The organism is Glutamicibacter sp. ZJUTW, from assembly GCF_008370855.1.
In the GTDB taxonomy this organism is placed as follows: domain Bacteria; phylum Actinomycetota; class Actinomycetes; order Actinomycetales; family Micrococcaceae; genus Glutamicibacter; species Glutamicibacter nicotianae.
This window is the reverse complement of the sequence record NZ_CP043624.1, coordinates 1,011,911-1,029,406: the sequence shown is the minus strand read 5'-3', so window position 1 is coordinate 1,029,406 and position 17,496 is coordinate 1,011,911. Positions and strand designations below refer to the sequence as shown.

Sequence of the window (17,496 nt, the reverse complement as noted above, 5' to 3'; positions counted from 1 at the left end):
CCCGGCTGAATTTACTTCAGCCCGGTCATGATTTACTTTGAATCAAATAAAAATATTCATCATTCCGGGGTCCTCCAGCACCGAGCCGACACCTGCGAGGAACTCGCTTGCTTCTTTGCCGTCGACCACCCTGTGATCGAAGGACAACGCCAGTGTCATGGTATGGCGAAGTGCAACTTGGTCTTGGTATTCCCAAGGTCTGCGCTTCACTTGGCCTAGTGCCAGAATTCCTGCCTGCCCCGGCGGCAGAATTGGGGTGCCGGCATCCACGCCGAAAACCCCCACGTTGGTGATGGAGAATGTGCCACCTGTCAATTGGGCTGGTGACAATGTTCCTTCGCGGCCTTGGAGAATAATCCCGCTGAGTTCGGCAGCCAATACTGGCAGCGTCTTAGCTTGGGCATTTTTCAGCACCGGAACCAGCAGACCACGATCACTTGCCACGGCCATGCCCAGATTCACTGACCCGAATTCAATGATTTCGTCAGCCTTTTCATCCCACGTCGAGTTCAGCGCGGGATAGGTCTTCAACAGTCTCGTCACCACGAGCGCTGCCAGCGTTGTGATATTGAGCTTCAGATCCTTGAGCAGTCGATGCGACCGCATGCGTTCCAGCAGCTCCATGGATTCGGTGACATCAACCGTGAGGAACTCCGTGGCATGCGGGGCGGTAAACGCCGACTGCACCATGGCCTTGGCCGTGGCCCTGCGGACCGCGGTGATCTTCACATGGCGATCCGCTCCTAGTGAAGACATGGATTCGCTGTCCTTGGCCGCTGGCGTGCTGGCACCGGCGGAGTCGATGGCCTGCTGGACGTCCCGGCGCAGCACCAGGCCGTCCTCGCCGCTGCCGGCGAGCGCCGAAATATCGACCCCGTGATCGCGTGCCAGCTTGCGTACCGGCGGGGTGCACCTGGTCACCGCATGCTGTTCACGTTCATGGGTGCCCGGACCGTCAGCCGACTGGGATGCAACTGGTGCCGAAGCTGCTGGTGCAGGTGCTGGCACAGCTTCCGGGTTGCGCGAGCCGCGGGCTTTGCGCTTCGGACGGTTTCCGGTATCTGCCGGCGCACCGTAGCCAACCAGGGTGGGGGTGCGTTCGCCGGCCTTGCTTTGCTCCTGTTGCGCCGAATCAGCCGCTGCCGGCTGCTCGCCGGACCCGCCGGGCTCCTGGTCGAAAGTGACCAGCGGACCGCCGACCTGCACGGTTTCGCCTTCGGTGGCGTGCAGGGCCTGGACGAATCCGGCAAAGGGCGAGGGAAGTTCAACGACTGCCTTGGCGGTTTCGACCTCGGCAATGATCTGGTTGAGCGCAACATGCTCGCCAACCTTGATCTTCCAATTCAGCACCTCGGATTCGGTGAGCCCTTCGCCGAGGTCGGGGAGTTTGAAGGTGTGGGCGGTCATCACTTGGCAGCTCCTTCGGTTGCCTCGTGGTGGCGCATCACGGTATCGACCGCGTGCATCACTCGATCCAAGTCGGGCAGGTGGTGGCTTTCGAGCCGCGATGGCGGATACGGTATGTCGAATCCGGTGACGCGCAAGGGTGCGTGCTCCAGGTAGTCGAAGCAGCGCTCGGTGATTTCGGCGCAGATCTCCGCGCCGATGCCGCTGGTCCGGCTGGCCTCATGGACCACCACTAGCTTGCCGGTGCGCTTGACGGACTCGGCTACGGTGTCGATGTCCAGCGGATCCAGCGTGCGCAGGTCGATGACCTCCAGGCTGGTGCCTTCATCTTCCGCGGCCTTGGCCGCATCGACCAGGGTGTAGGTGGTGGGTCCGTAGCCGACCACGGTGACGTCCTCGCCGGGGCGAACGATCTTTGCCTTGGGCGATGCATCGGGCGCCGGGGGGAGAAGTTCCGCGGTGGTTTTCTCGTGGTAGCGGCGCTTCGGCTCGAAGAAGATCACCGGATCATCGCAAGCGATGGCCTGGCGCAGCATGGAGTAGGCGTCCTCGACGCTCGATGGCGCGAAGACCCGCAGGCCTGCGGTGTGGGCGAAGTAGGCTTCGGGCGATTCGGAGTGGTGCTCCGGCGAGCCGATTCCTCCGCCATAGGGAATGCGGACGGTGACCGGCATCTTCACCCGTCCCCGCGAACGGTAGTGCAGCTTGGCCAGCTGGGACACCAGCTGGTCGAAGGCCGGGTAGGTGAAGCCGTCGAACTGGATCTCCACCACCGGGCGATAGCCTCGATAGGCCAGGCCGATGGCGCTGCCGACAATTCCGGATTCTGCCAGCGGGGTATCGACGACGCGGTGCTCACCGAATTTGGATTTCAGCCCATCGGTGACCCGGAAGACTCCACCGAGGGTTCCGATGTCTTCGCCGAGCAGGATGACCTTCTCGTCCTGGTCCAGCGCATCGTGCAGCGACTTGTTCAGCGCCTTGAGCATGGTGGTTGCCACGGTTACTCTCCACCTTCAAAATCTGCCAAGTAGTCAAGGTAGTTCTTGGCTGCTCGTTCGGTTGGCTCATGCTTTTCTGCGTACACATTGGTGAACAGCTCTTCGGCCTTGGGATCTTCCATGCTGGTGATCGCCGCGCGAAGCTTCGCGGCGAGGTCATCGGCGGAGTTCTGCGCGCGCTGCTCGTAGGACTGCACATCGGCACCCATCTCATGCAAGTACTTCACCAGGCGGTCGATGGGATCCTTGGCCTTCCACTCTTCGAGCTGCTCGCTCTTGCGGTAGCGGGTTGGATCATCGGCGGTGGTGTGCGAGCCCATGCGGTAGGTGACCGCTTCGATGAAAGCCGGGCCCAGGCCATGGCGCGCATGGTTCAGCGCGGCCTTGGTGGCGGCGTAGACGGCCAGGATGTCGTTGCCATCCACCCGCCAGGTCTTCAGCCCGAAACCGTGGGCGCGGTCGGCAATCTGGGTGCGGCTTTGCAGGGCTACAGGTTCTGAGATTGCCCACTGGTTGTTCTGGCAGAAGAACAGCACCGGCGCCTGGTAGCTGGCGGCGAAGACCATGGCTTCGTTCACGTCGCCCTGGCTGGTGGCGCCATCGCCGAAGTAGGCTACGGAGACTTGCTTGCCGCCATCGAATTTGATGCCCATGCCGTACCCGGCGGCGTGCAGGGCCTGCGAGCCGATGACAATCTGCTGGCAGGCGATATTGACTTCATTCGGATCCCAGCCGCTGGCCTGCGCTCCGCGCCACACGCTGAGCAGGTCCTCTGCCTTCACTCCCCTGGCCCAGGCGACACCATGCTCGCGGTAGGAGGGGAAGATGAAGTCGTCGTCATTGGTGGCCCGCACGGAGCCGATTTGCGCGGCCTCCTGGCCGAGCAGCGGAGCCCACAGGCCCAGCTGGCCCTGGCGTTGCAAGGCGGTGGCTTCATTGTCCATGCGGCGCAGGACAACCATGTCGCGCAGGAAATCTGCAAGGTCCGCTTCCTTGAGGTCCTTGAGATAGTGGTCAAGTTCTTCGTCCGGGATTCGTTTCCCGTCGACGTTCAGCAGCTGATGCGTGGGTAGGCATCCGGCGGCTACGTCAATGTGCTGTGTGGACACGATCGGCATCCTTACTCTCACGTAGTCGGTTGCGGGTTTTGATTCTCAAACGCCGCTTAATGTGATGCTACTCACGCAAGGCAGGATGCACAATGGTGTTTTTAAAATTAGAGCAAAACGCACTGTTTGATTGCCGTTAAGGATGCTAACGTGCACATTATGCAACTTCTGGACACCACCGACCGGCGCATCCTGCTTGCGCTTTCCAGCGCTGCCAAGCGCACCGGCGCAGCCATTGCCACGGCCTTGAACCTCGGGCGCAATACAGTGCAGACGCGGATGACCCGCCTGGAAAACGAGGTGCTTGATTCCATCGACCGCCGCATCCCGCCCGAAGTCCTGGGCTACGGGCTGCTGTCCTTTGTCGAGCTGCACGTCGACCAGCGCTGCCTGGGCGACATTGCCGCCAAGCTTGAAGCCATCCCCGAGGTGCTTGAGGCGCACGGCCTCACCGGCTCTGCCGACATCCTGGTGCGGGTAGCTGCCAAGGACGCCGAGGAACTGTTCCGGGTGCACGGCCAGCTGCTGCATATCGACGGGGTGAATCGCGCGGATTCGGCGCTGTCCATGGCCGAGCTCGTCCCCTACCGCACCACCGCCCTGCTCCAGCACTCGCTCTCCGGCAACGCATAGCGCTCTAGGGCAGCAAAAAAGTTCCGGGAACCAGCCTGCTGGCTGGTTCCCGGAACTCTGCTTTTGCGCTTTGCCGGTTTCCCGGCTAGTGGTCGACAGCCTTTTCAGCACCGACACCGGTCAGCGAACGGACTTCCATTTCCGCCTGCTTGGTGATGTCCTCGACACCCTTATCGGTGACCGAGCCCAGCCAGCCCAGGAAGAAGGCCAATGGAATCGAGACGATGCCCGGGTTGGCCAGCGGGAAGATCGCCATGTCGATGCTCGGGATCATCGAGGTTTCCGAACCGGAGAAGACCGGCGAGATGATGATCAGGAGCAGGGCCGAGCCGAGGCCGCCGTACATGGACCAGACTGCACCGCGGGTCTTGAAGCCCTTCCAGAACAGCGAGTACAGGATGGTCGGCAGGTTTGCCGAGGCTGCCACCGCGAAGGCCAGTGCCACCAGGAAGGCCACATTCTGGCCCTGGGCGCCGATGCCGCCGGCGATGGCGAAGACGCCGATCACCAGAACCGTGCGGCGAGCCACCTTCATTTCCTTCTCCGGGGTGGACTTGCCCTTGGCGATCACCGAGGCGTACACATCGTGGGCGAAGGAAGCGGCTGCGGTGATGGTCAGGCCGGCAACCACCGCGAGGATGGTTGCGAAGGCCACCGCGGAGATCAGGCCCAGCAGGACGGTGCCGCCCAGTTCGTAGGCCAGCAGCGGTGCCGCCGAGTTCACGCCGCCGGGAGCCGCCTGGATCCGCTCCGGGCCGATCAGCGCGCCGGCGCCGAAGCCCAGCACCAGGGTGAACAGGTAGAAGGCGCCGATCAGCCAGATGGCCCAGACCACCGACTTGCGGGCTTCCTTGGCGGTAGGAACGGTGTAGAAGCGCATCAGCACGTGCGGCAGGCCTGCGGTGCCCAGCACCAGGGCCAGTGCCAGCGAGATGAAGTCCAGCTTGGAGGTTTCCGAAACGCCGTACTTCATGCCCGGGTTCAGGATCTCCGGGTTGCCGGCCACTTCAGCTGCCTTGCCCAGCAGTTCGGAGAAGTTGAAGCCGAACAGGGCCAGCGTCCACACGGTCATGATCAGCGCGCCGGCAATCAGCAGGCAGGCCTTGATGATCTGCACCCAGGTCGTGCCTTTCATGCCGCCTACCAGCACGTAGAGGATCATCAGTGCGCCAACGATGACGATCACCAGAGACTGGCCGAACTTCTCGTCGATGCCCAGCAGCAGGGAGACCAGCGCACCTGCGCCAGCCATCTGCGCCAGCAGGTAGAAGACGCACACCGCGAGGGTGGAGATCGCCGCAGCGATGCGCACCGGGCGCTGCTTGAGGCGGAAGGACAGCACGTCGGCCATGGTGAACTTGCCGGTGTTGCGCAGCAGCTCTGCGACCAGCAGCAAGGCAACCAGCCAGGCGACCAGGAAGCCGATCGAGTAGAGGAAGCCGTCGTAGCCCTGGATGGCGATAGCGCCGACAATGCCCAGGAAGGATGCCGCCGAGAGGTAGTCGCCGGCAATGGCGGTGCCGTTTTGCGTTCCGCTGAAGGAGCGGCCGCCGGCGTAGTAGTCGGCTGCGGTCTTGTTGTTCTTGGAGGCACGGAGCACGATCACCAAGGTGACGCCCACGAAGGCCAGGAAGATGGCGATATTGACCAGGGGGTTGCCGACCTGGGTCGACTCGCCTGCGGCCTGGGCCAGGATGCTGAGCTGGTTCATTTAGTTCACTCCCTCGCGCTCAAGGCGCTCACGGATCTTGGTTGCCTTCGGGTCGAGCTTCTTATTCGAGAAGCTGACGTAGGCAGCGGTGATCGCGAACGTCGACACGAACTGCAGCAACCCGAGAACAATACCCATGTTGATATTGCCGAGGACCTTGATGGACATGAAGTCATGGAAGTAGTCGGCCAGCAGCACATAGGCGAAATACCAGACGAGGAAGAAGATGGCCATCGGGAAGACGAAGCTGCGGTGGGTCTTGCGCAGTTCCTGGAATTCCTCGGATTGGCTCTCCTTGACGAAATCAACGCCGGCAGAGACGTCGTGTTCCGGGTTGGCACTCATGATGCCCTCCTTGAGCGAGTTGGTGATGTGACTGAGCGCACATCGCTTGTGTGACTAAGTTCACTATTGGGGATTAATCCTTTGGCGACTAGGGGGCCTGTGCCGCTCGTGGCTCAACGGACTGCTTTCTGCGCCCAACGGCGCACCTTGGCGCGCTGAACGGTCAACGGATTTCGCGGGGCCCTAAGATGGGGTACATGTCTCCAGCACTGCAAGTCACCCTGATCGTCGCCATCGTGCTGGTCGGAATCGCCCTTGTCGGCTACTTCGGTTTCAAGATCTCCCGCTCCACCCGGGAAATGGGCACCGACGTCGAAGAAGCCACCTACAAGACGCTGCACCACATGTCGGTTGCGGTCCCCCATTTGGAACGCGGCCTGACCGAGGACGGAGCGGCGAAAAGCGCCAAGGCGCTGCGCCGGCTGCTGAACTGCCAGGTGCTGCTGATCTCCGACACCACCCACGTGCTGGCCACCGATGCCGGTGCCGATTTCACTGCGGAGCATGAAGAGACAGCAGCCAACGTTTCGAAAAGCGCGCTGGCGACCGGCAAGACCCAGGTAGAGCGCTCTTCCGGCATGGACTTCGTTTCAGCACCCATTACCGTAGGAGATCTGAGTGTCGGGACCGTGACGGCCCTGTCGCGCAGGGCAGGCGCCAGCTTTGTGCGGGCCGTCTCCGAGGTGGCAGTCTTCGTTTCGGCGCAAGTCTCCACCGCGCAGCTGGATGAGTCCAAGGCCATGCTGCTCGAAGCGCAGATGCGGGCCTTGCGCGCCCAGATCTCCCCGCACTTCATCTACAACTCGCTGAATGCGATCGCCTCGTTCATCAACACGGATCCTGCCCGCGCCCGCGAGCTGGTCATCGAATTCGCGGACTTCACCCGCTACTCCTTCCGCCGCCGCGGCGAATTCACCACCCTGGCCGAAGAGCTGGAAGCCATCGACCGCTACCTGCTGCTGGAAAAGGCCCGCTTCGGCGAGCGCATCAAGGTCTCCCTGCAGATCGCCCCCGAGGTGCTGCCCACGCAGATTCCGTTCCTGGCCCTGCAGCCGCTGGTTGAGAATGCCGTGCGCCATGGCCTGGAAGCACGTCCAGATGGCGGAGTCATCTCCATTACCGCCACCGAGGACGGAATGCACGCGCTAATCAGCGTGGAAGATGATGGCATGGGCATGGATCCCGAGCAGCTGGCCAGCGTGCTGGCCGGCGACACCCCGAATATGCATGTGGGCCTGCGCAACGTGGACCTGCGCATGCGCCAGCTCTACGGCAATTCAAATGGTCTGGTCATCGAGACCGCGCCGGGGGCAGGAACACTGATCACCTTGCGCGTCCCGAAGTTCCGTCCACCCAGCGCCATTGCGTCCGATGTTTAGATAATCCCGATAAACGGTAGAATTTTCGCATGATTAACGTGGTGGTTGCCGATGATGAACTTCCAGCGGTAGAAGAGATCGCTTTTCTGCTCAGCCAGGATTCCCGCATCGGGAAAATTCACCGCGCCACCTCGGGTGCCGCGGCGCTGAAGGCGCTGGAGGAAAATGCGGTCGACGCGCTGTTCCTGGATATCCACATGCCTGCGTTGTCAGGCCTGGATATCGCCCGCGTCATTTCCCGCTTCGCCAATCCCCCGCTCATCGTCTTTGTCACTGCCGATGAGGACCAGGCACTGCAGGCCTTCGAATTGGCCGCCATCGACTACGTGCTCAAGCCCATTCGCCCGCAGCGCCTGGCCGAATCCGTGCGCCGCATCTGCGAACTGGTGGAAGATACCCCTGCCAAGCCGGAAATGATCACGGTGGACCAGGGCGGCATCACCAAGCTGATTCCCCGCTCGGACATCGCCTATGTCCAGGCGCAGGGCGACTATGCACGCCTGCACACCAAGGATTCGAGCTACCTCATCCGGGTTCCGCTCAACGATCTGGAGCAGCAGTGGGGCGAGTCCGGCTTCGTTCGGATCCACCGTTCCTATCTGGTGTGCATGGACAAGATCGAGACCGTGCGCCTGCAAACTGGCAAGGCCGCCGTGGTGGTCAACAGCACCGAGCTTCCCATTTCCCGTCGCGCATTGCCCTACCTGCGTGAGCGCCTGGCCGCCAATCGCGTCCGCCCGCTGTAGGAAGCAGCTGGCCTTCCGTGGAACAGATTCCCCAAGACAGCAGCCGGCAAGAGCCCCCAACGCCCGGACGATTCGCTGAACAGCGTCCGCAACGTGTGCGCGTGCAGGCTCCGCAAGACGCCTCCTTGACAGTCTCCCCTGCCCGCCCCGAGCACACGGCAGAAGAGTTCTATGTTCGCCAGCTGATCCGTTCCCAGCTGCGGCTGGCCTGCGCCGTGGCTGCGGGCCTGCTGGCGCTGCTGGTCGGCATCAGCGCGCTGCTCGTCTTCTGGCCGGTCTTCGAGGACATCCGCCTGCTCGGCCTGCCGCTGCCTTGGTGGGTTTTGGGCATCGGGATGTATCCGCTGATCATCGTGGCTGGAATGCTCTATAACAGGGCCGCCGAGCGCAATGAAGAACGGTATCGGAGCATCAGCCGTGGCTAGCTTGCTGTCAGTTTCATCCTTGGTGCTGGTCTGCCTGACGACCATGCTGATTGCCTTCCATGGCTTGCGCCTGTCCCGCACTACGTCCGACTTCTACGTCGCTTCGCGCACCGTGCGCCCGTGGTGGAATGCCTCGGCGATTGGCGGCGAGTACCTTTCGGCGGCGTCGTTCCTGGGTGTTGCCGGGCTGATTGTGCTCTCGGGGCAATCGGGGTTGTGGTTCCCCATCGGCTACACGGCCGGCTACTTGATGCTGCTGCTGTTCGTTGCCGCTCCCCTGCGGCGTTCCCGGGCCTACACCATTCCGGACTTTGCGCAGATCCGCTTTGAAGGCTCCCCGATGCTGCGCAAGCTCACCACCTATCTGGTGGTGGTGATCTGCTGGCTGTATATCGTTCCGCAGATGCACGGAGCAGCCCTGACCCTCTCCATTGCCACCGGATTCCCCAGCTGGGTAGGTCCGGTCATTGTCGCGGCGGTGGTCTGCGTGACGGTGCTGTCCGGCGGGATGCGTTCGGTGACCTTCGTCCAGGCATTCCAATACTGGTTCAAGCTGGCTGCCCTGGTCATCCCCACGATCTTCTTGCTGGGGCGCGCCATCCCAGAGCATTCGTCCTCCGGCCATGCGCAGGCCCTGTACGCGCAGCTGGAGTCCGCGAATGCGATGAATCTCTACGAGACGGTCTCCATCATCTTGGCGCTGCTCTTCGGCACCCTGGGCTTGCCGCATGTGCTGGTGCGCTTCTACACGAACCCGACGGGCCAGGCAGCGCGTACCACCACGGTGATTGTGCTGTGCTTGCTCTCGGCCTTCTACCTGTTGCCCACGACGTTGGGTGTCCTGGGCTTGCTGTACACCCCGGAGCTCGGGGCCACCAATGAAACAGATGCCACCATCCTGTTGCTGCCCTCACGCCTTTTCGAAGGATTCCTGGGCGACGCGCTGACCGCAATCGTGGTCGGCGGCGCCTTCGCGGCATTCCTGTCCACCACCTCCGGGTTGGTGGTATCCCTCGCTGGCGCTCTGTCGCAGGAATTCTTTTCCGGCACCGTGCGCGGGTTCAGGATCTCTACCGTTCTGGCTACCGCACTGCCGGTCTTGATTGCGGTGGTGACCAATTCCTTGGCCTTGGCCGGTGCCATTGGCAACGTCTTCGCTTTCACTGCATCGACGATCTGCCCGCTGCTGCTACTAGGCATCTGGTGGCGTTCGCTGACCGCGCGAGGTGCGATTGCCGGCCTGCTGGCCGGCGGCATTTCCTGCGGGCTGTCCTTGATGATCGGCACCTTCCTGCCCCAGGAAGACGAGATCTGGATCCATCTCTTGCGCCAGCCCGCGGCGTGGAGCGTTCCGCTGGCCTTCCTGGTGATGATCTTCGTTTCGCGCAGCACCAAGCGCAGCGTGCCAGCCAACGTTGAACGCGTCATGGCCCTGCTCCATGTCCCGGACTGGCGGGCGAAGTTCTAGCAGCTCTTCACCGCTTGCCCGGCAGGCGCGTCGCGGCTCGGCAACTCTGGTTCGGGAAGCGGTTTGCGCCGGGAGCCGTTGGCCAGCCCCAGCAGGACCCCGCCGAGCACCAAGCCCATCCCCAAAATGCTTTGAAGCCCAAGGCTTTCGGCTGCCAGCAGGGATCCGAGCAGGACGCCGGTGACTGGATTGAGCAGGCCGATAAGGCCCACGGACGATGCTGTCAGTTGGCGCAGCCCGGTGAACCAGGCGAGGTATGCGGCCGCGGTAGCGACGAGGCTGACATATCCGAAGCCCGCCGCCGCCTGGATACCAAGCTGAGGCGGAGCTCCATGCACGAGCAGCGCGCAGGGCACCAGGACTGCCCCTCCGGCCACCAGCTGCCAGGCCGTGACCCGGACAATCGGCAGCCCTTGCGACCACCGCTTGGTCAAGATGAATCCGGCACTTGAGCAGAGCATCGCGACCAAGGACGAGATGATGCCCCGGATATCGATGCCGCCCTGCGCATCGAAGACCATGACGGCCACGCCGATGAATCCCATGAGCGCTCCGATCATCGGCCAGCGTGCAGGTCGCTCGCCGAGCATGAGCCAGGCGAACAGCATGAGCACACCGGCGGAACTCGCCATGGTCGTCGCAGCGACACCCGATGGCAGCAGTTGCGCCACCACGTAGACCAGAGCGAAGAAGGCGCCGATGTTCAGGATGCCCAGGACCGCGGATTTCCACCACCAGCTGCCGTGCGGCAGTTTCCTGGATATCGCCAGCAACACCAGGCCTGCGGGCAACGCGCGGATCGCCGCACCCCAGAGCGCCGAGTCTTCCGGAAGGAATTCCCTGGTGACGTAGTAGTTGGACCCCCACGCGATCGGGGCAATCGCGGTCAGCGCAACCCATCCGAGTGTCCGCAGCCGGATTCCGGCAGAAGCTAAAGTATCTTCCATGGAAGATACTTTAGCTTCCTTGGAAGATATAATAAAGGGATGCAGCACAATGACCATGTCTCGCGCATCCAGCAGCAGTGGGCCGAACAGCGTCCGGATCTCGACACCGGTCCGCAGGGAATTATCGGACGGCTTCACCGGCTGGCCAATTACCTCACTGAAGAGCTCTGTGCGGTGTATGCAGAACACGGGCTGACCGAAGCCGAATTCGATGTGCTGGCAACCTTGCGGCGGGCAGGCGGACCGTTCTCCCTGACTCCCGGCGAACTTGCCTTGCAGACGATGGTGACCACCGGAGCCATGACCAAGCGGCTGGACAAGCTTGTAGGCAATGGCTGGGTCACCCGGACCCAGTCCGGTGAAGACCGTCGAGGACGCCTGATCTCCTTGACTGCCACCGGCAAAGAGAAAATCGACGAAGCCTTTGCCGCCCACATGCGCAACGAAAAGCGCCTCGTGGAACAGCTCTCCCCCGCCGACCGTCCGGTGCTGGAGAACATGCTGCGCGACTGGTTGGCCCACCACGAACAGCCAGGCCTCTAAGCTGTCCGGTTCTTCCCTCTATGAATGCAAAAAGCCGCGGACGGCAACGGGAGAGAATTTCCCGCTGCCGACCGCGGCATGGCTTTGGAGCCGGTGGCGGCGACTAGTCGATCGAAGCCATCAGCTCGACTACACGGTCGAGGAACGCATCGACCTGCGACTCCTCGTAGCCATCGGTGCCCTGCGCAGAACGGAATTCCACGCGGCGCACGGTGTCAACGGCCATCGGCACGTCGTTCTCGAAGTAGTCGATGAGCTGATCGCACAGGCGATCGACGTCCTCGATGTTGTAGCTCGACGCGTTGGAACGCGAAGGACGGCGGAAACGCTCGCCCTTGGCACGGTGCAAGCGGCCACGCAGGATCGCGGCCAGGCGGCCAACCTGCTGCAGCCAAACCTCTTCGCCCTGATGGGCAATCAAGTCATCACGCTCGCGCTTGGCAAAAACATCTTCCAAGCGGTCCAGCGCGCCATCGACTTCGCGGGCCTGGTACCCGCCCTTCTGCGGTGCAAAAGTGGTGCGGCGGATCAGGTGGCTGGTGACCACGCTGTCGTCGTTTCCTCCACCGTTGAAGGTGGCACGGGCACGGCTCAGGAACGCATCAACTTGCTTTGCGTTGTAGCCGAATTCCGAGTCCGGTACGCGGGAAAACGGAGCATCTTGCTGCTGCGACACGACAGTTCCTTTTTCTCTAGGGAGATATCCGTTGGGCACCGCACTCAGGCGATACCCCTCATATTCTATTGGCTTGTGCCGATAGTTGGCCTGATGGCCACACCAGCGAGTGCATTCCGGTAGCGGATCACACCCGCTGGCGTCGCGGGACGGGGACGCGGTCAGAAGACTGCGACACTCCAGGCCAGCACATGTGAAATCACGTAACCCAGCGGAATGACGAACAAGACCGAGTCCAAGCGGTCCATGATTCCGCCATGGCCCGGAAGCAGGTTGCTCATGTCCTTGATGCCCAGTTCGCGCTTGACCATGGATTCCGAGAAGTCGCCGGTAGTCGCTGCAATGGTAGTGAAGAACGCCAGGATGACACCCGTCCACCACGGCATGTCCATCCAGAAGTGCATTGCGCATGCGCCGATGGCCATGGAACCGAGCATTGATCCGGCAAAGCCTTCCCATGACTTCTTCGGCGAAATCTTCGGCGCCATCGGATGCTTGCCGATCAGCACGCCCACGATGTAGCCGAAGGTGTCATTGGCGACCGCAAGCAGCAGTAACGTGGCGATGAGCCACTGGCCATTGACCGAATCGAGAATGAGCAGGGCAAAGGACAGCAGCAGCGGCACCCAGCTGATGATGAACACGCTGCTCATCACCGAGGCCACCGCTCCCTTGGCGCCATCCATCAGCCTGAAGAGCAAAGCGATCAGGATGCAGGCAATATAGCTGAACCCGAGTGCCTCTACCCCGCCCCAGATGGCACTGGCTGGCAACAAGATCGAAGACAGGTACAACGGCAATTGCGGTACCGCCGTCTTGGCATGGGTAGTGGCCCTGGCCACCTCCCAGCAGCCAATGCAGCTGAGCGCGATCAGCGCGATGACCAGCAACGGGTGGAACCACAGCAGGCCAACCAGCACGACTCCGAGCAACAGCACGCCGACGCCGATGGCCGCTGGCAGATTGCGCCCTGCACGCGACTTCTTCGGTTCCGGGGTTCCGATCAGCAGCTCGGCAGGGATATCTGCTTCTTCCGCGTCGGGTTCCCCGGTCTCGGCAAGATCCGTGGAATCGGATACCGGCGGAGCAGGCAGCTTGCTGTCTGCGGGCGCGGGATTCTGCGCCGCAGATGCAGCTTCCGGTGTGGCTGTTTCTGCCTTCTTCGGCTTGTCATCTTCGGCCGCGGGGTCCGGAACCGTCTTGTCGTTTCCGGGTGCCGCCGGCTGTGCAGGCTTCGCTGGTTCTGCCTGCATGGCAGGTGCCTGCGCCTCATCTTTCACCGGCTTGGACAGGTCGGCCTTGAAAGCGGCTTTGGCGCGCTCTTTCGCTTGCCCGGTATCAGCCTTGGCGGTATCAGCCTTGGCGGTATCAGCCTTGCCGGTCGATTCCGCGGCTGCCTGGCTGCCAGCCGCAGCTGGTTGAGGGGTCGGCAAGGCGGCATCTTTTCCGGCATCCGGTTTCACTGCTGATACCGGCGTTGGCATGGCCGGTGGAGCGGGTACCGTAGTGGCAGGTGCAGGCTTGACCGGTTCCTGGATTCCAGTGGCAGGTTCTGGAGCTTCCTTTGCCCCGCGGTTTTTCATGAAACCGCGTTTCTTCCCCTTGGCGGCGGCCTCGCGCCGCGCGCGAGCTTCACGTCGGGTCAGGGGCTGGGATTCTCCGGATGCCACTGAGGGCACCGCCGAAGCGTTGCCCTCAGTGTTGTCTGTCGAGCCTGGCATTAGACTTCCAGCAGCTCTGCTTCTTTTTTCTTCAAGATCTCATCGACTGCGTCAACGTGCTTCTTGGTCAGCGCGTCGAGGTCCTTTTCTGCACGGGTACCCTCGTCCTCGCCAATTTCGCCATCCTTGACGAACTTGTCGATGGAATCCTTGGCCTTGCGGCGGTGATTGCGCAGTGCAACGCGAGCGTCCTCGCCCTTGGCCTTGGCCAGCTTAACGTATTCCTTGCGGCGCTCTTCGGTCAGCACCGGAAGGACAACGCGGATCATCTTGCCGTCCGAGGATGGGTTGGCGCCAACTTCTGGATCGCCCAGAGCCTTTTCGATTTCGCGCAAAGCGGTCACATCGAATGGGGTGATGGTGATGGTGCGTGCTTCTGGCACTGCGAAGGAAGCCAGCTGCTGCAGCGGGGTTGGGGAACCGTAGTAGTCCACCATGACCTTCGAGTACATGCCTGGGTGGGCACGACCAGTACGGATCGTCGCGAAGTCCTCCTTGGCGGCCTCAATGGTGCGTTCCATCTTTTCGGCGGTATCCGCCAGCGTTTCCTCAATCACCGGTACTCCTCAAGTACTTCATCTGTGTTTCCGCTACGGGAAATTAAATCTACTTCAATCCTAAGCCACGATCACCGATTAGACGGTGACGGTGGTGCCAATCCGCTCGCCGCGAATTGCCGCGGCCACATTTCCTTCGCCTTCCATGCCGAAGACCAGCATGTCCAGCTTGTTGTCCTTGCACATGGTCATGGCGGTCTGGTCCATCACGCGGATGTTCTTGACCAGGGCGTCGCTGTAGGTCAGCGTATCCAGCTTGGTGGCGGTTGGGTCGGTCTTCGGGTCGGCAGTGTATACGCCGTCCACCCCCGACTTGGCCATCAGGACTTCGTCAGCATCGACTTCCAGGGCACGCTGCGCGGCCACGGTATCGGTGGAGAAGTACGGCAAGCCGGCGCCGGCGCCGAAGATGACGACGCGATCCTTCTCCATGTGGCGGATGGCACGGCGCGGAATGTAGTTTTCGGCGACCTGGGCCATGGCGATGGCCGACTGGACGCGGGTTTCAACACCGCACTGCTCCAGGAAGTCCTGCAGCGCCAGGCAGTTCATGACGGTGCCGAGCATGCCCATGTAGTCCGCGCGCGAGCGGTCCATGCCGGAAGCGGAGAGTTCCGCGCCACGGAAGAAATTGCCGCCGCCAACCACGATTGCCACCTCGACCTCGCCAACGGTCTGGGCGATCTGCTGGGCGATGCCGCGAACGGTATCTGGGTCAACGCCGATCTTGCCGCCGCCGAATACTTCGCCGGAGAGCTTGAGCAGTACGCGGCGTCGTTTGGTTTCTGGGGTGCTTGGCATGAGGTGTCTTACTCCTGGAGGTCGGAATCAAGCTGGGGGTTCTACGTCCCAGATCCCAAGCTATCGTGAGATCCGGGCTCAAGAAAAGGGAGGCGAGTCACCGAGTTTTCTCTCGGTGCCCACCTCCCTTTGATCTTGTGCGCTCAGGTTGCCCCGAACGCGGTTCGCTTAATGCGTATGGCTACTGCTTAGAGCTGTAAAGCCTAGGCGCCAACGCGGAAGCGTGCGAAAGCCACTGGCTTGGTGCCAGCTTCTTCGAAGACCTGGCCAACGGACTTCTTTGCGTCCTTGGCGAAAGCCTGGTCAACCAGGACGATTTCCTTGAAGAAACCGGTCAGGCGGCCTTCAACGATCTTGGTGAGTGCAGCTTCTGGCTTGCCCTCTGCGCGAGCGGTTTCGTCAGCGATGCGGCGCTCGTCGGCAACCTTGTCAGCTGGAACCTCTTCACGGGACAGGTAGGTAGGAGCCATTGCAGCGGTGTGCACTGCAACGTCGTGCGCGACGGTTGCGGCAGCTTCGCTGTCAGCGTCAACAGCCATCAGGACGCCAACCTGGGCTGGCAGGTCCTTGCTGGTCTTGTGCAGGTACGAAGCAACCTTGGCACCCTCGATGCGTGCAACACGGCGTACGACAACCTTCTCGCCGAGGATTGCGCCCTCTTCGATGACGGTGTCGCCAACGGTCTTGCCATCCAGCTCGTAAGCCAGCAGTGCTTCTGCATCTGCAGCGCCGGAAGCCACAGCGGCATCCAGAACCTTGTTGGCCAGTGCGATGAACTTGTCGTTCTTCGCTACGAAGTCGGTCTCGCAGTTGATCTCGATCATCACGCCGACGTTGCCCTCAACCTTGGCAGCAACCAGGCCTTCAGCAGTCGAACGGCCTTCGCGCTTGGTAGCGCCCTTCAGGCCCTTGACACGGATGATCTCGATGGCCTTCTCGGCGTCGCCGTTGGCCTCGTCCAATGCCTTCTTAACGTCCATCATGCCGGCGCCAGTGCGCTCGCGCAGTGCCTTGATATCAGCAGCGGTGTAGTTTGCCACGTGCAATCCCATTCAGCTAGGAGTTTCAAGTTTATTTTGCTTATGGGACGGGTCGGATTTCCGGCCCGTCCCACAAGACTTGGTGAAGTTCACCTCGAGCTACACGCTAGTGCGCCCAGGCAAACTTCTGGAGTCACGGAGGTGACTACTTGGCTTCTGGAGCCTCGGTTGCAGCGTCTGCAGCTGGAGCTTCGGCCTTGGCCTTCTCGCCCTCAAGCAGTTCGCGCTCCCACTCAGCCATTGGCTCAGCAGCACCCTCGGTCTTGCCGGCAGCCTTGTTGTTCTTGGCGATGAGGCCTTCGGCCACAGCGTCAGCAACAACGCGGGTCAGCAGGTTGACGGAGCGGATTGCGTCGTCGTTGCCTGGGATTGGGTAGGTAACCTCGTCTGGATCGCAGTTGGTGTCCAGGATGGCCACAACTGGGATGCCCAGCTTCTGGGCTTCGTCGATAGCCAAGTGTTCCTTCTTGGTGTCAACGATCCAGATAGCGGAAGGGGTGCGGGTCAGGTTGCGGATACCACCGAGGTTGTTCTGCAGCTTGGTCAGCTCGCGCTTCAGCAGCAGCAGTTCCTTCTTGGTGTGGCCCGAGCCGGCAACGTCCTCGAAGTTGATCTCTTCCAGTTCCTTCATGCGCTGAACGCGCTTGGAAACGGTCTGGAAGTTGGTCAGCATACCGCCGAGCCAACGCTGGTTGACGTATGGCTGGCCAACGCGGTTAGCCTGCTCGGCAATGGCTTCCTGAGCCTGCTTCTTGGTACCGACGAACAGTACGGTGCCGCCGTGGGCAACGGTCTGCTTCACGAACTCGTAAGCGCGGTCGATGAACGACAGCGACTGCTGCAGGTCGATGATGTAGATGCCGTTGCGCTCGGTGAAGATGAAGCGCTTCATCTTCGGGTTCCAGCGACGGGTCTGGTGGCCGAAGTGGACGCCGCTGTCAAGCAGCTCTCGCATGGTTACGACTGGCATGTCGCAACTCCTTTCAG

Annotated in this window: 18 protein-coding genes; 6 read left to right on the top strand and 12 right to left on the bottom strand. The window is 61.8% G+C overall.

Going from position 1 to position 17,496, the window contains the following annotated elements:
• Positions 1 to 42: 42 nt before the first annotated feature.
• Genes F0M17_RS04865 through pdhA form a run of 3 tightly spaced genes read right to left on the bottom strand, consistent with a single transcriptional unit; the run spans position 43 to position 3,526 of the window.
• A complete protein-coding gene (locus F0M17_RS04865; RefSeq protein WP_149596566.1) occupies positions 43 to 1,407 on the bottom strand; it encodes a dihydrolipoamide acetyltransferase family protein in 1,365 nt (454 codons plus the stop codon).
• Positions 1,407 to 2,396: an alpha-ketoacid dehydrogenase subunit beta gene (locus F0M17_RS04860; RefSeq protein WP_073706846.1), complete on the bottom strand. Its 990-nt coding sequence runs from the start codon at positions 2,394 to 2,396 to the stop codon at positions 1,407 to 1,409. The genes F0M17_RS04865 and F0M17_RS04860 overlap by 1 nt, the downstream gene beginning before the upstream one ends.
• Before the next feature lie 14 nt (positions 2,397 to 2,410).
• The gene (gene pdhA, locus F0M17_RS04855; RefSeq protein ID WP_073706733.1) at positions 2,411 to 3,526 is read right to left on the bottom strand and encodes a pyruvate dehydrogenase (acetyl-transferring) E1 component subunit alpha; all 1,116 of its coding nucleotides are present in this window, start codon (positions 3,524 to 3,526) and stop codon (positions 2,411 to 2,413) included.
• Positions 3,527 to 3,676: 150 nt separating this feature from the next.
• On the opposite strand from pdhA, the gene F0M17_RS04850 reads away from it, so the two are divergent.
• A complete protein-coding gene (locus F0M17_RS04850; RefSeq protein ID WP_038989709.1) occupies positions 3,677 to 4,150 on the top strand; it encodes an Lrp/AsnC family transcriptional regulator in 474 nt (157 codons plus the stop codon).
• A gap of 85 nt (positions 4,151 to 4,235) precedes the next feature.
• Here F0M17_RS04850 and F0M17_RS04845 read toward each other — a convergent pair whose 3' ends face one another.
• Positions 4,236 to 5,861: a cation acetate symporter gene (locus F0M17_RS04845; RefSeq protein ID WP_052253503.1), complete on the bottom strand. Its 1,626-nt coding sequence runs from the start codon at positions 5,859 to 5,861 to the stop codon at positions 4,236 to 4,238.
• Entirely contained in the window at positions 5,862 to 6,206 is a 345-nt protein-coding gene (locus F0M17_RS04840; RefSeq protein WP_038989711.1) for a DUF485 domain-containing protein, read from the bottom strand.
• A gap of 197 nt (positions 6,207 to 6,403) precedes the next feature.
• Between F0M17_RS04840 and F0M17_RS04835 the strand changes: the two genes are divergently transcribed.
• Genes F0M17_RS04835 through F0M17_RS04820 form a run of 4 tightly spaced genes read left to right on the top strand, consistent with a single transcriptional unit; the run spans position 6,404 to position 10,224 of the window.
• The gene (locus F0M17_RS04835; protein WP_073706732.1) at positions 6,404 to 7,585 is read left to right on the top strand and encodes a sensor histidine kinase; all 1,182 of its coding nucleotides are present in this window, start codon (positions 6,404 to 6,406) and stop codon (positions 7,583 to 7,585) included.
• A gap of 29 nt (positions 7,586 to 7,614) precedes the next feature.
• Positions 7,615 to 8,331, top strand: coding sequence for a LytTR family DNA-binding domain-containing protein (locus tag F0M17_RS04830; protein WP_038989713.1), 717 nt, complete (start codon positions 7,615 to 7,617; stop codon positions 8,329 to 8,331).
• A 17-nt stretch (positions 8,332 to 8,348) separates the two neighbouring features.
• Positions 8,349 to 8,756 carry a hypothetical protein gene (locus tag F0M17_RS04825; RefSeq protein ID WP_052253504.1) on the top strand — a complete coding sequence of 136 codons (408 nt, stop codon included), beginning with the start codon at positions 8,349 to 8,351 and terminating at the stop codon, positions 8,754 to 8,756.
• A complete protein-coding gene (locus F0M17_RS04820) occupies positions 8,749 to 10,224 on the top strand; it encodes a cation acetate symporter (RefSeq protein WP_369826770.1) in 1,476 nt (491 codons plus the stop codon). Before F0M17_RS04825 ends, F0M17_RS04820 begins: the two co-directional genes overlap by 8 nt.
• On the opposite strand, the gene F0M17_RS04815 is transcribed toward F0M17_RS04820, so the two are convergent.
• Positions 10,221 to 11,171: a DMT family transporter gene (locus tag F0M17_RS04815; RefSeq protein WP_246857135.1), complete on the bottom strand. Its 951-nt coding sequence runs from the start codon at positions 11,169 to 11,171 to the stop codon at positions 10,221 to 10,223. The genes F0M17_RS04820 and F0M17_RS04815 overlap by 4 nt on opposite strands.
• A 39-nt stretch (positions 11,172 to 11,210) precedes the next feature.
• Between F0M17_RS04815 and F0M17_RS04810 the strand changes: the two genes are divergently transcribed.
• Positions 11,211 to 11,714 carry a MarR family winged helix-turn-helix transcriptional regulator gene (locus tag F0M17_RS04810; protein ID WP_149596565.1) on the top strand — a complete coding sequence of 168 codons (504 nt, stop codon included), beginning with the start codon at positions 11,211 to 11,213 and terminating at the stop codon, positions 11,712 to 11,714.
• 103 nt (positions 11,715 to 11,817) lie between these two features.
• On the opposite strand, the gene F0M17_RS04805 is transcribed toward F0M17_RS04810, so the two are convergent.
• The 6 genes from F0M17_RS04805 to rpsB form a co-directional block, all read right to left on the bottom strand.
• Positions 11,818 to 12,390 (bottom strand): DivIVA domain-containing protein, encoded by a 573-nt coding sequence (locus tag F0M17_RS04805; protein ID WP_038989718.1) that lies wholly within the window; start codon positions 12,388 to 12,390, stop codon positions 11,818 to 11,820.
• A gap of 161 nt (positions 12,391 to 12,551) precedes the next feature.
• Positions 12,552 to 14,111: a phosphatidate cytidylyltransferase gene (locus F0M17_RS04800; RefSeq protein ID WP_246857133.1), complete on the bottom strand. Its 1,560-nt coding sequence runs from the start codon at positions 14,109 to 14,111 to the stop codon at positions 12,552 to 12,554.
• Positions 14,111 to 14,668 (bottom strand): ribosome recycling factor, encoded by a 558-nt coding sequence (gene frr, locus F0M17_RS04795; protein ID WP_038989719.1) that lies wholly within the window; start codon positions 14,666 to 14,668, stop codon positions 14,111 to 14,113. Before frr ends, F0M17_RS04800 begins: the two co-directional genes overlap by 1 nt.
• A gap of 78 nt (positions 14,669 to 14,746) precedes the next feature.
• On the bottom strand, positions 14,747 to 15,469 hold the full coding sequence (gene pyrH / locus F0M17_RS04790; protein ID WP_038989720.1) for a UMP kinase: 723 nt from the start codon (positions 15,467 to 15,469) through the stop codon (positions 14,747 to 14,749).
• Positions 15,470 to 15,672: 203 nt separating this feature from the next.
• A complete protein-coding gene (gene tsf / locus F0M17_RS04785) occupies positions 15,673 to 16,509 on the bottom strand; it encodes a translation elongation factor Ts (protein WP_038990119.1) in 837 nt (278 codons plus the stop codon).
• A gap of 145 nt (positions 16,510 to 16,654) precedes the next feature.
• Positions 16,655 to 17,479 carry a 30S ribosomal protein S2 gene (gene rpsB / locus F0M17_RS04780; protein WP_038989721.1) on the bottom strand — a complete coding sequence of 275 codons (825 nt, stop codon included), beginning with the start codon at positions 17,477 to 17,479 and terminating at the stop codon, positions 16,655 to 16,657.
• Positions 17,480 to 17,496 lie beyond the last annotated feature (17 nt).

What these genes read in the sequence shown, in the direction of transcription:
- pyrH (WP_038989720.1), bottom strand. Translation starts at nt 15,469, where the DNA reads ATGCCAAGCACCCCAGAAACCAAACGACGCCGCGTACTGCTCAAGCTC.
- F0M17_RS04830 (WP_038989713.1), top strand. Translation starts at nt 7,615, where the DNA reads ATGATTAACGTGGTGGTTGCCGATGATGAACTTCCAGCGGTAGAAGAG.
- pdhA (WP_073706733.1), bottom strand. Translation starts at nt 3,526, where the DNA reads ATGCCGATCGTGTCCACACAGCACATTGACGTAGCCGCCGGATGCCTA.
- F0M17_RS04840 (WP_038989711.1), bottom strand. Translation starts at nt 6,206, where the DNA reads ATGAGTGCCAACCCGGAACACGACGTCTCTGCCGGCGTTGATTTCGTC.
- F0M17_RS04850 (WP_038989709.1), top strand. Translation starts at nt 3,677, where the DNA reads ATGCAACTTCTGGACACCACCGACCGGCGCATCCTGCTTGCGCTTTCC.
- rpsB (WP_038989721.1), bottom strand. Translation starts at nt 17,479, where the DNA reads ATGCCAGTCGTAACCATGCGAGAGCTGCTTGACAGCGGCGTCCACTTC.
- F0M17_RS04810 (WP_149596565.1), top strand. Translation starts at nt 11,211, where the DNA reads ATGCAGCACAATGACCATGTCTCGCGCATCCAGCAGCAGTGGGCCGAA.
- F0M17_RS04835 (WP_073706732.1), top strand. Translation starts at nt 6,404, where the DNA reads ATGTCTCCAGCACTGCAAGTCACCCTGATCGTCGCCATCGTGCTGGTC.
- F0M17_RS04800 (WP_246857133.1), bottom strand. Translation starts at nt 14,111, where the DNA reads ATGCCAGGCTCGACAGACAACACTGAGGGCAACGCTTCGGCGGTGCCC.
- F0M17_RS04865 (WP_149596566.1), bottom strand. Translation starts at nt 1,407, where the DNA reads ATGACCGCCCACACCTTCAAACTCCCCGACCTCGGCGAAGGGCTCACC.
- F0M17_RS04845 (WP_052253503.1), bottom strand. Translation starts at nt 5,861, where the DNA reads ATGAACCAGCTCAGCATCCTGGCCCAGGCCGCAGGCGAGTCGACCCAG.
- F0M17_RS04815 (WP_246857135.1), bottom strand. Translation starts at nt 11,171, where the DNA reads ATGGAAGATACTTTAGCTTCTGCCGGAATCCGGCTGCGGACACTCGGA.
- F0M17_RS04860 (WP_073706846.1), bottom strand. Translation starts at nt 2,396, where the DNA reads ATGCTCAAGGCGCTGAACAAGTCGCTGCACGATGCGCTGGACCAGGAC.